14 protein-coding genes are annotated in these 14,419 nt (G+C 38.7%); 7 read left to right on the plus strand and 7 right to left on the minus strand.

The window, feature by feature from the left end; genetic code table 11:
• Positions 1-88: 88 nt before the first annotated feature.
• The 3 genes from ushA (K5Q58_RS11925) to ushA (K5Q58_RS11935) all read right to left on the minus strand — a co-directional run bounded on the left by ushA (K5Q58_RS11925) (position 89) and on the right by ushA (K5Q58_RS11935) (position 4,675).
• Positions 89-1,792: a bifunctional UDP-sugar hydrolase/5'-nucleotidase UshA gene (ushA, locus tag K5Q58_RS11925; RefSeq protein WP_220754155.1), complete on the minus strand. Its 1,704-nt coding sequence runs from the start codon at positions 1,790-1,792 to the stop codon at positions 89-91.
• A 337-nt stretch (positions 1,793-2,129) separates the two neighbouring features.
• Positions 2,130-2,810, minus strand: coding sequence for an alpha/beta hydrolase (locus K5Q58_RS11930; RefSeq protein WP_220754156.1), 681 nt, complete (start codon positions 2,808-2,810; stop codon positions 2,130-2,132).
• Between the two features lie 152 nt (positions 2,811-2,962).
• Positions 2,963-4,675, minus strand: a complete 1,713-nt coding sequence (gene ushA / locus K5Q58_RS11935) for a bifunctional UDP-sugar hydrolase/5'-nucleotidase UshA (RefSeq protein ID WP_220754157.1) — start codon at positions 4,673-4,675, stop codon at positions 2,963-2,965.
• Positions 4,676-5,155: 480 nt separating this feature from the next.
• Here ushA (K5Q58_RS11935) and K5Q58_RS11940 point away from each other — a divergent pair, with 480 nt between their 5' ends.
• Positions 5,156-6,160 carry a glutathione S-transferase family protein gene (locus tag K5Q58_RS11940; protein WP_220754158.1) on the plus strand — a complete coding sequence of 335 codons (1,005 nt, stop codon included), beginning with the start codon at positions 5,156-5,158 and terminating at the stop codon, positions 6,158-6,160.
• A gap of 25 nt (positions 6,161-6,185) precedes the next feature.
• Here K5Q58_RS11940 and K5Q58_RS11945 read toward each other — a convergent pair whose 3' ends face one another.
• The 3 genes from K5Q58_RS11945 to K5Q58_RS11955 form a co-directional block, all read right to left on the minus strand.
• Positions 6,186-6,413: a DUF3389 family protein gene (locus K5Q58_RS11945; RefSeq protein WP_220754159.1), complete on the minus strand. Its 228-nt coding sequence runs from the start codon at positions 6,411-6,413 to the stop codon at positions 6,186-6,188.
• Between the two features lie 138 nt (positions 6,414-6,551).
• Complete coding sequence (locus K5Q58_RS11950) at positions 6,552-7,034, minus strand: peptidylprolyl isomerase (protein WP_220754160.1); 483 nt, start codon at positions 7,032-7,034, stop codon at positions 6,552-6,554.
• A 167-nt stretch (positions 7,035-7,201) separates the two neighbouring features.
• Positions 7,202-8,416, minus strand: a complete 1,215-nt coding sequence (locus tag K5Q58_RS11955) for a lytic murein transglycosylase (RefSeq protein WP_220754161.1) — start codon at positions 8,414-8,416, stop codon at positions 7,202-7,204.
• A gap of 218 nt (positions 8,417-8,634) precedes the next feature.
• On the opposite strand from K5Q58_RS11955, the gene K5Q58_RS11960 reads away from it, so the two are divergent.
• Both K5Q58_RS11960 and K5Q58_RS11965 read left to right on the plus strand, forming a co-directional pair.
• Positions 8,635-8,994 carry a DUF2750 domain-containing protein gene (locus tag K5Q58_RS11960; RefSeq protein ID WP_220754162.1) on the plus strand — a complete coding sequence of 120 codons (360 nt, stop codon included), beginning with the start codon at positions 8,635-8,637 and terminating at the stop codon, positions 8,992-8,994.
• A 151-nt stretch (positions 8,995-9,145) separates the two neighbouring features.
• Positions 9,146-9,787, plus strand: a complete 642-nt coding sequence (locus K5Q58_RS11965) for a hypothetical protein (RefSeq protein WP_220754163.1) — start codon at positions 9,146-9,148, stop codon at positions 9,785-9,787.
• An 87-nt stretch (positions 9,788-9,874) separates the two neighbouring features.
• Here the strand turns inward: K5Q58_RS11965 and K5Q58_RS11970 are convergent, their stop codons facing one another.
• A complete protein-coding gene (locus K5Q58_RS11970) occupies positions 9,875-10,816 on the minus strand; it encodes a chemotaxis protein CheV (protein ID WP_220754164.1) in 942 nt (313 codons plus the stop codon).
• 302 nt (positions 10,817-11,118) lie between these two features.
• Here K5Q58_RS11970 and K5Q58_RS11975 point away from each other — a divergent pair, with 302 nt between their 5' ends.
• From K5Q58_RS11975 to K5Q58_RS11990, 4 genes are all read left to right on the plus strand, one after another.
• The gene (locus tag K5Q58_RS11975) at positions 11,119-11,655 is read left to right on the plus strand and encodes a lipocalin family protein (protein ID WP_220754165.1); all 537 of its coding nucleotides are present in this window, start codon (positions 11,119-11,121) and stop codon (positions 11,653-11,655) included.
• 102 nt (positions 11,656-11,757) lie between these two features.
• Positions 11,758-12,306: an LON peptidase substrate-binding domain-containing protein gene (locus K5Q58_RS11980; protein ID WP_220754166.1), complete on the plus strand. Its 549-nt coding sequence runs from the start codon at positions 11,758-11,760 to the stop codon at positions 12,304-12,306.
• A 374-nt stretch (positions 12,307-12,680) separates the two neighbouring features.
• Positions 12,681-13,259, plus strand: a complete 579-nt coding sequence (locus K5Q58_RS11985) for a sigma-70 family RNA polymerase sigma factor (RefSeq protein WP_374758502.1) — start codon at positions 12,681-12,683, stop codon at positions 13,257-13,259.
• Entirely contained in the window at positions 13,252-13,947 is a 696-nt protein-coding gene (locus tag K5Q58_RS11990; protein WP_220754168.1) for a ChrR family anti-sigma-E factor, read from the plus strand. The genes K5Q58_RS11985 and K5Q58_RS11990 overlap by 8 nt, the downstream gene beginning before the upstream one ends.
• The last annotated feature ends 472 nt before the right edge of the window (positions 13,948-14,419 follow it).

Consider the following 14,419-nt stretch of genomic DNA (forward strand, 5'->3'; position numbering starts at 1 on the left):
AAAGGCAACCTTACGGTTGCCTTTAACTATATTGAGTATTGCAGTGTCACTTTACAACCATCATTAGTGGCTTAACTAAAAGTTAGTATTAATAAATACTGCACCCTAAACTGCTCTTAGACTGAACAAACTTGACTTCACCATTTGGCTCATAATCTTCAATATTAATTTGCTGTTGCGTCTTAATATAATCATAAAGTTCAATAGCATCCACGTAGCCTGCTTCTAAAATATTAATCTTAGGATAGTTATCACCACCTGCGGCGCTAAAGCTTGGGATCGAGAAGGTATAAGTTTCGTTAATATCAAAAGGCTTGTTGTTTATGCTATGGATCTCAACATCTTGATCGCGACATTTCACTGTCATATCAATACCATAAAACTGTGCATAAGCTCCGCTAGTACGCGTATTAGACGCTACTTTTGATAAGTATTTAACCAGCTTTTCACCGGTCATTTCAGCAAAACCTATGGTATTTGAAAAAGGTTGTACCGTTAATACATCACGATATGCGACCTCGCCTGCTTGAATGGATGCCCTTACACCACCTGAATTCATAATGCCAAAATCAGCACGTACTTTTTCACTGTGTACTTTAGCGATTAACCGACCTAAGTTAGTTTGCTGCGCACGAACCACTTTACGCTCACCTTGTAATAAGCCGTCAACACGACCAATAATCACATCAAGTTCAGCACTGCCCTTTTCTTGATATGGAAGTAAAGCAGCTTCTACTTTGGCATTTCTCTCTATTGGTTCAGCAACTGGCCAAGCTAGCTTTTTACCAAAAGCCATACGCTTAAGGTTAATAGGAATTAATTGATAGTCGACTAAATAAAGTTTGCCATTAATGTACTCAAAATCTGCACGGCCTACATAACGTCCCCATTCGTGAGCTTGCATTATATAGGTGCCATTTTGCTTATCTGGGCGACATGAGTCCCCCGGCATAAAGCGTTTATCATACTCACTGTTGCGACCACTCATACACACAGGGTTTTGGGAGTGTCCACCGATAATAGCATCAAGCATGCCTTCTTCAAGCTCACGAGCCATAGTGACATCACCTGGTGCATTACTACCAAATTCGCCATTTTCATAATGGCCCATATGCGTTGCAGCAAACACAAGATCGACTTTTTCATTTGCCTTTATTTGTGGAATAAGCTGCTTCATTTCTGCAATAGGATTAGTGAAGGTAAGCGTTTCGGTATGTAACGGATTGGTCAATTTAGGTGTGTCATGTGTCGTCAGACCCACTACCGCAACATTCAAATCCCCCAAGGTAAACATCTTGTAAGGCTCAAAATAACGCTCTTGAGTATCTTTTCGATAAATATTTGCCGCTAACATTGGAAAGTTAGCCAGCTCCGCTTGCTCATCTAAAATAGATAAAGGGTTATCAAATTCATGGTTACCAACGGCCATGGCATCGTAACCAATCATGTTCATACCAATAAAATCAGGTACTGCTTTTTGTAAATCAGATTCTGGTACACCGGTGTTAATATCACCGCCTGATAACACCAGTGTATGACCACCTTCAGCAGCGACCTGTTTGCGTATACCATCAATTACCGTAAAACGCGCAGCCATTCCGGCTTCACCCGCTTTATTGTGCCAAAAACGGCCATGGTTATCATTGGTATGTAGCACAGTAAATTTAGTGCAATTATCATCTGTACATGCTGGACGTTGCTCACAACCGCTTAATGTAAGGAAGCTAATTGTGGCTACAGCCAAACTTAAGGTTAGTGATATCACTGACCTTGGCGGAATATTTATTATCATTATTCTATCCGTATTCTATCTGCGTTCTTAGATTTTAAATCTTGATGCATTTGACACATTCACATTAGTCGTCAAACATATTAACAAAATAACATCATTACATGTCATTTTTTTGAATCCAACTCCTTAAATAACAATAGTTTAATATATAAAAATAAGGCGTAATTATGCACAATTTAGAACACACACGCATAACCTTTAGGCTTATAAGACAAATAAAAAAGGGCTTGGCGTTAGTGTTATTTAATACACTAACGCCAAGCCCTTTATTTTACGTTTTTTATTGCTGCCACCAATCTATTCGCAACAACGTACAATTATACTAATTACAAAACAATTAACGAATTAACTTACTTGCAATCCACTCACCAATCTCATTTAATTGTTCAGGAATAACACTGTGCGGCATAGGGAAAGTTTTCCAAGTCGACGCATAACCGGCTTTATTTAACGCATTATAGGCCATTTTTCCTGCAAATAATGGCACGACTTCGTCTTGCTCACCATGATGTTGCAACAAAGGCGTATTAGCATTAGCTGGATGCAAATCATCTGGTAAGGTTTCACCTGCTGGTAAGTAACAAGATAAAGCCATAATACCTGCAAGTTTGTGCTCAAAACGTAAGCCACTAAATAAGCTCATCACGCCGCCTTGGCTAAAGCCTGCAAGAATAATGTTCTCAGCGGCAATACCTGCTTCTATTTGCTCATGAATCAGCGCCTTAACTGCTTTTTCTGATGCTAATACGCCATTAATGTCCGCACGATCGTGTAAGTCCATACTTTTAATGTCGTACCATGAGCGCATGATGTAACCACCGTTAATGGTTACGGGTTGTTCTGGTGCATGAGGAAATACAAATCGAATGCTGTGATCTTGTGGTAAACCCAATAAAGGCACCACTGGTGCAAAGCCAGCTCCCGAATCACCTAAACCATGTAACCAAATCACACAAGCAGTGGCTAAAGTAGTAGGTTCAACAGTAATACGTTCAAGTGCAGTAGTTGCAGACGACATGATTTATTCCCTATTAATTTTTTGCGGCTATCTTAACTTAAACAATCTAGTCCGTTAACCGCTAACTTAAGAATGAAAAACAAAAAAGGTAGCCTAAGCTACCTTTTTAATTAACTGCGTTTCTCTAAATAAAGAGCTGCGATCAGCACCTTTTATTCAGCACAGCTTTTAACGAGAGTTCCATCACGGTAAAAGTTTAATTGACCTTCTACTGGCGCATAATCTTCTACTGATATCTCAGGATTAGCAACAAAGTACTCACGGAATACTGCAGCGTCTACTAGCTGAGTATCAATATAGTTCGGGTGTTGATTGATGATTGGGTAATCATCACCACCTGCAGCACTAAAATGGATCACTGAGAATGTGTAGTTTTCTTGTTCATCAAATGCACGACCACCTAATGAAGCAATATCGACAGTACCTTCAGTACATTGAACATCCATAGCAACATTATTCAATTGTGGGTAACCGCCACCAGTTTTAACTGCTACGTTAGCTAAGTAATCTTTTACTTCGCTACCTGTCATTGTCACGTAAGCAACAAAGTTACCAAATGGTTGTACAGTTAATACGTCACGGTAAGAGATATCACCTTCAGCAATTGATGCGCGAATACCACCTGAATTCATCACACCAAAATCAGCTGTAACATTGAAGTTGTTAGTCACAAATTCTGAGTAAGCTGTAGTGAGTAAGTTACCTAAGTTAGTTTGCTCAACACGCACCACTTCACGGTCGCCTTCTAACTTACCGTCAGTGTATGAAATCACTACATCAAGTAACTCTTGGCCACGTTCTTGATATGGCTTTAACATATCGTAAACCGTTTGATCTTTTTCGATTTCTTCAGTGATAAAGACTAACTCACCGTTATCATCTTCTTCTTTTAAGTTAATTGGAATTAACGAGTAGTTTGCTAACGTTAGCTCACCGTCCATGTATTCAAAATCAGCACGGCCGACGTATTTACCCCACTCATGTGCTTGCATGATGTAAGTGCCGTTTTGCTGATCAGGTTTACATTCATCACCAGGTGCAAAATCTGCGTACTCGTCACCTTCCATACATACAGGATTTTGTGAGTGACCACCAATGATTGCGTGTAATTGACCTTCTTCTACAGAGCGCGCTAACATCACATCACCAGCGGCTTCAGTACCGTGGTTACCATCGGCATAATGGCCCATATGCGTTACAGCAAACACCATATCAACTTCTTCGTTCGCTTCGATTTCAGCTAATACTTTTGGTAACTCAACTTGTGGATCAGTAAACTCTAAGTTATCAACATTTTCAGGGTTAACGATTTTAGGCGTATCAACGGTTGTGAAACCAATGATAGCCACTTTAAGACCGTTTATTTCGAAAACACGGTATGGTTCAAAGTAACGTTCTTCAGCATTTTTATCGTAAATGTTTGCAGCAAGCATTGGGAAGTTAGCAAGAGTCGCTTGCATATCTAACGTGCTTAGCGGGTTATCAAACTCATGGTTACCCACTGCCATCGCATCGTAGCCAAGTAAATTCATCCCTACAAAGTCAGGAATCGCTTCTTGCATATCAGATTCAGGAACACCTGTATTGATGTCACCACCTGATAATAAAATCGTTTCGTTTCCACGACCTTCGACTTCTGCGCGAATTTGGTCGATAACAGTTTTACGTGCAGCCATACCGTATTCACCATCGCTGTTTTCCCAAAAGCGACCGTGGTTATCATTGGTATGAATGACGGTAAAGCTAGTACAAGCATCGCCTGCAGCTTCACATGCTGTTTGATCTTTATCATCGTCACTACTACAACCAGACAATGCAGCAATAACGGCTGTAGCAACTAATCCTTTGTATAATGTGTTTTTCATGATCTAACCCCTAATCAATTTCATTTTTATATTTACGAGCTACCCAGCTCTACGCAGAATGGTAGCAAACACTGGACTAGTTTTATGTCATTTTCATTACAAAGTGTGACATTTAACTCAATAATAACAATAAGTTATACAAATAATTACATTAACAACAAAGACAATGTTTTTGGGGCTGCGCATTAGCATGCTCGTTAATCAAAACAATCAATTAAAAACTGAGTTAAGCCTTTATTTACGCATAAAATAAATCGAAACAAGCTTCCAACTAGATTGTCTTTTAATACGAACATCCACAAAAAATCTCACAACTGGAGCTAAGTCACAGTTTGACTTTTCCACTCCATGATGTAGTTCGATTTTACTCAACGATTAAACCGTTTCACTTAATCGAATGAAACTGACAAATTTATGAGATTTTATTCGATTTACTTCATTGCTATGATTAATTTCTAGCATTCAAGCGTAGGGGTTAGTATGGGGTTATTACAGAATGGTCAGTGGGTTGATCAATGGTATGCCATGAAAGAAAATGGCGGTAAATTCCAGAGGGAAGAAGCTCAATTAAGAAATTGGATTACTCAAGATGGTACTGCTGGACCTAATGGAACCTCAGGGTTTAAAGCTGAGTCTGCTCGATATCATTTATATGTTTCACTGGCCTGTCCTTGGGCTCACCGTACTTTGATTTTTAGACAATTAAAGCAACTTACCAATCATATTGATATCACTGTCGTTGAGCCACATATGTTGACTAATGGCTGGGAATTTAAAGGGCCGAACCAGTCACAAACAGCTCATTCTATTGCCGGAGCTCAGAACGAGCCCTTATTCAATAAAGACTTTATGTATCAAATATACCAACTAGCGAAACCCGATTACAACGGTCGTGTAACTGTGCCAGTTTTATGGGACAAACAGCAAAATACCATTGTGAGTAATGAATCATCTGAAATCATTAGAATGTTCAATTTTGCATTTAATCACATAACTGGTAATGAAGATGACTACTATCCAGATCAATTACGCAGCGAAATTGATGCTCTCAATGACATTATTTATGCAAATATCAATAATGGTGTTTATCGTTCAGGCTTTGCGACAAGCCAGCAAGCTTATGAAGAGGCAGTATACCCGCTGTTTGAAACCTTAGACACTTTAGATAAACGACTTAGTCAGCAAAGATACTTAACAGGTAGAGATATCACCGAAGCGGATTGGCGGCTATTTACCACATTAATACGATTTGATTGTGTATACGTTGGCCATTTTAAAACCAATATACGTACGATTGAATCTTACCGACATTTATCAGCTTATGTGCGCGATTTATATCAGCAACCCGGTATCGCAGAAACCGTTAATTTCGAACATATCAAACAACATTATTATTTCAGTCACCAGCAAATAAACCCAACTCAAGTGGTTCCCGCAGGCCCTATTATTGACTATATGCGCCCACACCATCGAGCTAGTTTATAAACGTCAATTGCACCTGAGTATAGCGTTACTCAGGAGCAATACCTATCACTTCTAAGACTTCATAAAATTGCTGGTTATTGTCGAGCTGAATACTCCAACGCACCGCGCCTGCATCGGCAATAAGTAGTAATCTGTCAGCAATACATTTGATGTCATCAACCATTGCAATTAATACAATATTATTCACATTCAAACGGCATTGCACTTCAAAAGGAGTGACGACTAATTTGCCTTGTGAAAATTCAATAATCATTAATACATTTCCGATTTAACTGAGCTGAAAACAAAAATCCCAAGTGATATTCACTTGGGATCAAAACAAGAATTTGGGTTTAAACAGAAACTTGTTATCATTTAAAATTGTCACTTAATCATTGATTATTAATCAAAATTAATGCTGATGACCGCCTTCACCATGTGAATGGCCGTGAGCAATTTCTTCATCAGTTGCTTCACGAATCTCAACCACTTCAATATCAAAGGTCAATTCACGGCCTGATAAAGGGTGGTTAGTATCGATGGTTGCCATAAACTTACCTACTTTAACCACTGTCACTTGGCGCTGGCCTTGTTCAGTGTTAACAATTGCAGGCATACCCGCTTTCCATACTTTAGCGCCTTGCAGGTGCTTAACAGAAACGCGCTGCTCAGCTGCTTCCATACGTTCGCCGTAAGTAGCAGCAGCTGGAGGTGTCACGCTAAACTTAGCGCCCGCTTCTTTGCCTGTAATCGCATCTTCAATACCTGGCATCATGTTGTCATGGCCATGTAAGTAAGCAATAGGTGATCCACCTTCATTAGTCTCAATTACTTCGCCTTTTTCATCACGAAGCGTGTAGTTGAAACGTACTACCATATTATCTTGAGCTGTCATCGAATGTCCTTAATTTACTTCGATTTCAATAATTGCCGCAGCTTAACAAATCGTCTAACAAGCTGCCAGCAAAAGCCGTATTAAATCGGCATTGCTGTGAATCTACAATAAAGAGCTTGAGGGAGAGGTTAACCGCTATCGAGTCAGATTTTTGATTATCCCCTTACTTACTCATTTAATGTCATACCCAGAGCGGTAAAGGTTTTTTCATCTGGAAAACCATCAGCAACAAGGTCTTTACTGCGCTGAAAAGCTTGCACACCAGCAATCGAATTACGCCCTAAAACGCCATCTGGTTTGCCAACATCAAAACCTAACTCATTCAGTTTTGCTTGCATGACTTTAATATCGCTACGGTTAAACATACCATGCTCTGGGGCACTTACTGCCAGTGGCGCAGCACCATTGATTCGGTCAGCTAAATGCCCGACGGCAATGGCATAAAACTCTGAACGATTCCAACGCATAATTACGTCAAAATTGTCATACCCTAAAAAAGCAGGCCCCGTATGACCAGACGGCACATACAATGACGCATTCATATCTGGCGTAGACAGCGCTTTACCACTTGTTTGAGTGATATTAAGTTCTGACCACTTGGTTAACGATTGCGGATGTTTACGGCCTAAATATTGGTAATCGTAATTTTCAGGTAGGCTTACTTCTCGCCCCCAACGCTCGTTGGGCTTCCAACCTAATTGTTGTAAAAAGTTAGCTGCCGAGGTTAAAGCATCTGCTGTACTATTCCACAAATCAACTTTACCATCACCGTCACCATCAACGGCATATTTGGCATAATTAGTTGGCATAAATTGAGTATGCCCCATAGCGCCAGCCCAAGACCCCACCATAGTGGCATCATCGAACTGATACTTTTCTTTAAGTTTCAATGCCTGCATTAACTCATTAGTAAAGTAATCACTACGTCGAGGATCGCACGCTAATGTGGCTAAAGAGTTGAGCACTGACATTTTCCCTTTGTAGCCACCGAAATTGGTTTCTAGACCCCAAAAGGAAATAATATATTGCCCAGGAACACCATACTTAATTGTTAACTTGTCTAATAACTCACGGTTTTCTGCCAATAAACGGCGCCCTTCTTTGACGCGCCAGTCTGTAACACGCTTATTAAAATAATTACCGAAAGTTTGGCTAAATTCAGGCTGCTGATTATCGAGTTCTATGACGCGAGGAATAAATTTGAGACTAGCAACGCTAGTATTAATGGTTTGTTCAGATAAACCTTCACTACGAGCTTTGATTTTAAGGTTATCAACACATTGAGAAAAATTGTCAGGCGCTGCAATAGATTGAAGACTTACAAAGCAACTAGAAAGTAATAACACTGACTTTAAAACTGGGGACACTTTAACACTCACCATAAATGAATACTTCTACAAATAATGACTGTTCACATCGTGACTGATAGCGATTCAGGAAACAAGAGGCTTTAAGTCTTAAATATTGAAAATATGTGTTTATAAGGTTAATTTCAGTTCATGTTTAAATTGATCTTGTCACATTAGCTTAATAGTGTTTTGTATTGATTAGAGTTACCGTATAATCGTTATGTTAATTGAATTCATCAAAGAGACTAATCATGATTGAACAAACCCCTGCTGTTACAAGCTTTATTGAGAACGTTAAAGAACATCAAGTCCTATGGGGCTTAGCGGATGAAACGGGCGAAGGTTGGGTTGTATGTGACTCTTCTGAATTTGAAGAAACTGATGTTATGCCTTTATGGTCAACAGAATCTGCTGCGTCAAGCCATTGCACTGAAGAGTGGGCTGAATACAAAGCCGTTAAAATCAGCCTAAATGAGTTTTTAGAATACTGGGTTGGTGACTTAAACGAAGATGGTGTTTTAGTCGGTTTAGATTGGATAGCTGATGAAGAGTGTATCGAAGTCGACCCTATCGTTTTAGCTAAAGAATTAGTTGACGTAGAAGCTGAATAATTGGTTAGAATACATTGATTTTAAGTAATCAATGTGAGTATAAAACGACTGTTTGAAATAAAGCTGCATTGAGGAATCGTATCTATTGCGAAACTCGGCAGCTTTTTTATTGAATCATATTTATTAAGTACTAATTGATTAAAGGTCTTTTGTGAATCATTTACCCCCATTAGTTGAAATCCCTTTTGATCTCCGCCATCAATGCTGGTTTTGCGCCGAGCCGTCAAATGATGTATTCAGTTATTACGCCAAACCAAGTACGCCGCACCCTTCACTGACCTTACCTGCTTGCACGGAATGTGCACGTTTAGCTAAAAAGAACTTGCTCACATCAATTTGGGATTGCCGAGATGCCGTTAAAGATGACTTAATGCGGATTTACCACAAAGATTTAGCCATAGGGATTAATTGGACTGAGGAAGAACTTGAAGAATCAGGTTTTGATTGCCGAATTCTTTCAGGCTTTAAAGAAAGCGCTTGGATGATGTACAACATCGCTAAGGGCCGGATTAATGCTAGAGGTTGGCCATTGGTACTTAATGCTGTGGATATAGAGCAAGGTTACAGCGCTCAATTTGAGTTCGATGGACTCACTTTTAATTCCCTCACAAAAGCGATAAATCATTATTGCGACACGCTTTCACTGAATAAGCACCTGTTATGCGAGATACTAAACATTGTTGGTAAAGAAAAGTTTGCCTATGCCATTAGATTATGTCGAATGAACATTGGCATCACTAAGGAACATCAAAAGTTATTACTGCAGCAAGTGCATGAGGAATTTGAACAATAACCAACAATAATCATAAATCTGAAAACGATATTCTTGAAACTTAATAGGCTAATCATTGAGTCGTTAGCCTATTAAAGATTAACAGGGTTAGCCTAATAAGGCTTTTAAGCGTGTTTGAACCACACCTACTAATAAGTCTGGCTGGAATTTAGAAATGAACTCATCACAACCGACCTTCTCAACCATCGCATGGTTAAAACTGCCACTGAGCGATGTATTAAGCGTAATGAATAACGACGCCATACGCTTATCTGCTCTAATTTCTGACGTTAATTTATAACCATCCATTTCTGGCATTTCTGCATCGGTAATCATCATTAATAACTCAGAAGCCACGTCTTTGCCTTCATCAGCCCAACGCTGCAATAGGTTCAAAGCTTGTAATCCATCTGAAGCTTCAATAATTTCAATACCTAATTGACTGAGCGTATCCCTAACCTGCTTCCTAGCTGTAGATGAGTCATCAACAATAAGCACTTTTTTACCAGGCATATGCTCGGCTAAATGTTCATCTAACACGCCATCAGATAAGCTAATATCATAATCAATAATTTCAGCTAATACTTTTTCAACATCGATAATAGAAACCAAACGCTCAACATTATTATCTTGCAGCTTAGTGATGGCCGTCAGATAGTTATTTGCCCCAGCAGATTTAGGCGGTGGCATAATGTCGCTCCATGTCATATTAACAATATGCTCAACCTTACCCACTAAAAAACCCTGCACACTGCGGTTATACTCAGTAATAATCAAGTTACAGTCTTCAGATACAGGCATAGGACTAAAGCCAATAGCCCCTCTGAGGTTAATTACCGGAATAGACATGCCGCGGATATTGGCAACACCACTGACATTATTATTACTGCCTGGTAAGGCGCTTAGAGGCGGTAACTTAACGACTTCTTTTACTTTAAATACATTAATCGCAAATAATTGAGTTGCACTTATTTTGAACAGTAGTAATTCCAACCGGTTTTCACCCACTAACTGAGTGCGTTGATCTACAGTATCAAGAACTTTCTTCATTATTATTTCTCAGTTAACTCAACATCGATTCTCATCAAATTATAAGATGGTTTAGACCCAAAAACTGCAGCCTTTATCTAAAATATTCAGCCAATTGTTGAAAACATTGCCAGATAGCATACAAATTCAACAATCCTCTTTTAATACAGATCTTATCGGCTGAGTTCCACGTATCATTAGTTATTAGATTAAAAATGTAACCATATCAGATTCTTTGGCTTACTTAAGAAATGTTACTATCTACATCTTAATTTACTAATCTAGATAGCCAATTATTAATGAACTGCTTTGAAGGAAATAAGATGCTCAAACAACCAATAAAAATCATCGCTTCAGCCTTATTACTTTTATCCACCAGTGCCTGCACTATGCTTGACACTAAAGTTGAAGTGGTTAACGACTTTAAATTAGATAATTACCTAGGAACATGGCATGAAATCGCCCGTTTAGATCACTCATTCGAACGAGGTTTAAGCCAAGTCACTGCTAATTACTCTGTAGAAGGCGACAAAGTAGTCGTGATAAATAAAGGTTACTCAGAAGATAAATCTGGTTGGCAGCAAGCCGAGGGTAAAGCCTACTTTATCGAGTCAGATAATATTGGCCGTTTAAAAGTGTCTTTCTTTGGTCCATTTTACGGTGCGTATCAAATTCATGACTTAGTATCAGATGAACAAGGTGATTACCTAGCATCATTGGTTATCGGCCCTAATAATGAATACGCATGGATACTTGCACGTAACAACACACTATCTACTGATATTAAACAACGTTTTATCAGTAAAATGGAGCAATTAGGCATTGAGCAAGAACAACTGATTTGGGTAAAACAAAACTAAATTGTAAATAGTGATCATAGCGTGGCTAAACCTCGTATACATAGTTGATTTAATTTTAAACCTTGTCTCGATATTTGAGCCTTCCATCATATAGGTGCAGTTATGATTTTACCCTTATTTCCTCTTTCAATTTGTTTATTGCCTCAAGGCTTTACGCAATTAAGGATTTTTGAACCACGCTATAAACGTTTAGTCACTGAATCGCTTAAATCTGGTGATGGATTTGGTTTATGTATGTTAAACAGTAATAACGAGCTTATGCCGATTGGTACTTGGGTACACATTATAGATTTTGAGATGTTAGATGACGGATTGCTTGGGGTAAGCATTCAAGGTCAACAACGTTTTAAAGTTAATGATATTTTGATTGAAGACGATGGACTTAAACGTGGTAATGTCAGTTTAATCCCTGACTGGCCAAGCAGTAACATTGTGCCACATCAACAATATCTAAGTGAAACGTTACAACAATTGCTCGAACAATACCCAACACATTTATCTCACTACAATGAAAGTGATTTTGATAATATTTCTTGGGTCTGTCAGCGATGGTTAGAAATTATGCCTATTTCAGCTGAAGAAAAATACCAGTGCATCAACAGCCATAATCATGAAATGACCCAAAACTTAATCTCCAGCATCATTAAATAATGATGCTGTTAATTTTTACTTATATAAATGGCAGCCTTAACTCAGCTAATTCATAAAAAATTGAACTAAAATCGACAAAGAATAATTACAGCATATCGATAATCTAACTATATTCTTATAAATCTCCAATCATTATGATCTTTTTCTCAAACCGCCGCGTATCAATCAATAAGTGACATATTGATGTTGTGAGTCAAAGCTGTTTGCACATGACGTTACAATCAAAAATGTTAAGACTTTCTTGAAGCTTTCTCTTTTGAGACTTCTTTTGACAATGCGAGCGAAAATAAATGGAAAATTTTCAATCACAACCTATAAAAAATCGCTATGATAAAGGCATGTTATCTAAAAATAATAATGCAAAACATAGTGCTATGAAATCAGAAGATACCAGTGACAACGAAGCTCAATATCTTGCCGAATTAATGCACCAAGTTGCTAATCAGCGTAGCAAGGCCGCCTTTGCGAAGTTGTTCGCACACTTCTCCCCAAAGATTCGAGCATTTGGCGTGCAAAGATTAAGTCAACAAGGCCTAGCGATGGATCTGGTTCAAGAAACCATGACGCGCGTATGGACCAAAGCCCATTTATATAATGCTGACAAAGCTGCTGTAAGCACTTGGGTGTTTACGGTAATGAGAAATCAGTGCTTTGATATGCTGCGTAAAGTACAAAATAACCGTGAAGACGCTTTTGGCGATGATATATGGCCTTTGTTTGAATCTGATGAAAGTGATGAAACAGAAAACGACTTTAAGCTGTCAGCCACTTTACTTAAACATGTTGATGACCTCCCCCCATTACAAAAGCAAGTTGTTCAAGGGATCTACATGCAGGAACTGACTCAACAAGAGCTGGCAGATAAATTAAAAGTACCAATAGGTACCGTAAAATCAAGACTAAGACTTGGATTAGAAAAGTTAAAAGGCTTCATGGAGAAACATTATGATTAAATATCACCCAAATCAAGATTTGCTAACTCTCCATGCCCAAGGCGAATTACCACTGTCGCTATCGATCGCAGTTTCGGCACATTGTGAGTTGTGTTCAGAATGTGCAGCCAAGTTAGCCTCGCTTACCTTAGCAGCGACTGAAGATAATTTTACCTTATCGGCAATTAGTTCAGATGATAGCCAAATCAACGCTGAATTAGATTCAGACTTAGAGGCCTTACTGGCTGATATGATGACGGACGACAAGTTAGATGTTGCAGACAGCTCACAACAAACAAATTCGACTGTCTCTAAAATCAATATTACAGTTAAAGGACAAGACTATAGGTTACCCCGCGCCTTTAGACAGCAAGTGGCTAACCAATGGCAAGGAATTGGTAAAGTTAGTCGCCTACGTCTAGATACCGGTGAAAACAAAGCCAGGGCAAGTTTATTACACATTGCTGAAAATGGCGAGATCCCGCAGCACAGCCACAAGGGTGAAGAGTTAACCTTATTGCTTGCAGGTGAGTTTAGTGACGAATATAACACTTATACCGCAGGTGATTTTATGGTGCTTAATAGTGAACATGAGCACAGCCCTAAAACGATTGAAGGTTGCCTGTGTTACACCGTTGTGGATGCGCCACTGTACTTCACTAAAGGGATCAGTAAATTACTCAACCCAATTGGTGAATTGATTTATTAATTCAATAAACACCTACTAAAGTATTGTCAGTGTATTAATAACCGATAATAAGGACCTAAAAAATCCGTCGTTCTGGTAATTATTGCGCTGACTTTACACTTTTTGGTGAATTAACATGCAAAAAAAAGCTATTTAGCTCACCTTTTCGTCTGAAACTGTTTTATTTTGAAAAAAATGTATTGCTATATAAAAAATATACGCATATTATCCTTTATGTTATTAAGTTAACTTGTATTTATTCGTTTACCCTTCTGTTAGTTATAACCGCAACTGTAAACCCACACTACAAGTCATCCTGCAAAGTTAAACATTGTCATTAGTTTGTCATATGCCTATGTTCAACTATTCAAAGCAAGTATGTTGGCGATTAAAAAAATTAATCTATAAGCCTACTTGTAAGTGTAATGAGCACAACTAACTTAAGCACACACATTAGCTTCAATAAGCACAAACTTACGCAACACAACTGCTT

The organism is Shewanella sp. KT0246 (genome assembly GCF_019654955.1).
Classification (GTDB): Bacteria; Pseudomonadota; Gammaproteobacteria; order Enterobacterales; family Shewanellaceae; genus Shewanella; species Shewanella goraebulensis.

Bases quoted from the DNA above. Each gene is read 5' to 3' on its own strand.
- K5Q58_RS11950 (WP_220754160.1), bottom strand. From the start codon at position 7,034: ATGACAGCTCAAGATAATATGGTAGTACGTTTCAACTACACGCTTCGT.
- K5Q58_RS11940 (WP_220754158.1), top strand. From the start codon at position 5,156: ATGGGGTTATTACAGAATGGTCAGTGGGTTGATCAATGGTATGCCATG.
- K5Q58_RS11945 (WP_220754159.1), bottom strand. From the start codon at position 6,413: ATGATTATTGAATTTTCACAAGGCAAATTAGTCGTCACTCCTTTTGAA.
- ushA (WP_220754155.1), bottom strand. From the start codon at position 1,792: ATGATAATAAATATTCCGCCAAGGTCAGTGATATCACTAACCTTAAGT.
- K5Q58_RS11955 (WP_220754161.1), bottom strand. From the start codon at position 8,416: ATGGTGAGTGTTAAAGTGTCCCCAGTTTTAAAGTCAGTGTTATTACTT.
- K5Q58_RS11990 (WP_220754168.1), top strand. From the start codon at position 13,252: ATGATTAAATATCACCCAAATCAAGATTTGCTAACTCTCCATGCCCAA.
- ushA (WP_220754157.1), bottom strand. From the start codon at position 4,675: ATGAAAAACACATTATACAAAGGATTAGTTGCTACAGCCGTTATTGCT.
- K5Q58_RS11930 (WP_220754156.1), bottom strand. From the start codon at position 2,810: ATGTCGTCTGCAACTACTGCACTTGAACGTATTACTGTTGAACCTACT.
- K5Q58_RS11980 (WP_220754166.1), top strand. From the start codon at position 11,758: ATGATTTTACCCTTATTTCCTCTTTCAATTTGTTTATTGCCTCAAGGC.
- K5Q58_RS11985 (WP_374758502.1), top strand. From the start codon at position 12,681: ATGAAATCAGAAGATACCAGTGACAACGAAGCTCAATATCTTGCCGAA.
- K5Q58_RS11970 (WP_220754164.1), bottom strand. From the start codon at position 10,816: ATGAAGAAAGTTCTTGATACTGTAGATCAACGCACTCAGTTAGTGGGT.
- K5Q58_RS11960 (WP_220754162.1), top strand. From the start codon at position 8,635: ATGATTGAACAAACCCCTGCTGTTACAAGCTTTATTGAGAACGTTAAA.
- K5Q58_RS11975 (WP_220754165.1), top strand. From the start codon at position 11,119: ATGCTCAAACAACCAATAAAAATCATCGCTTCAGCCTTATTACTTTTA.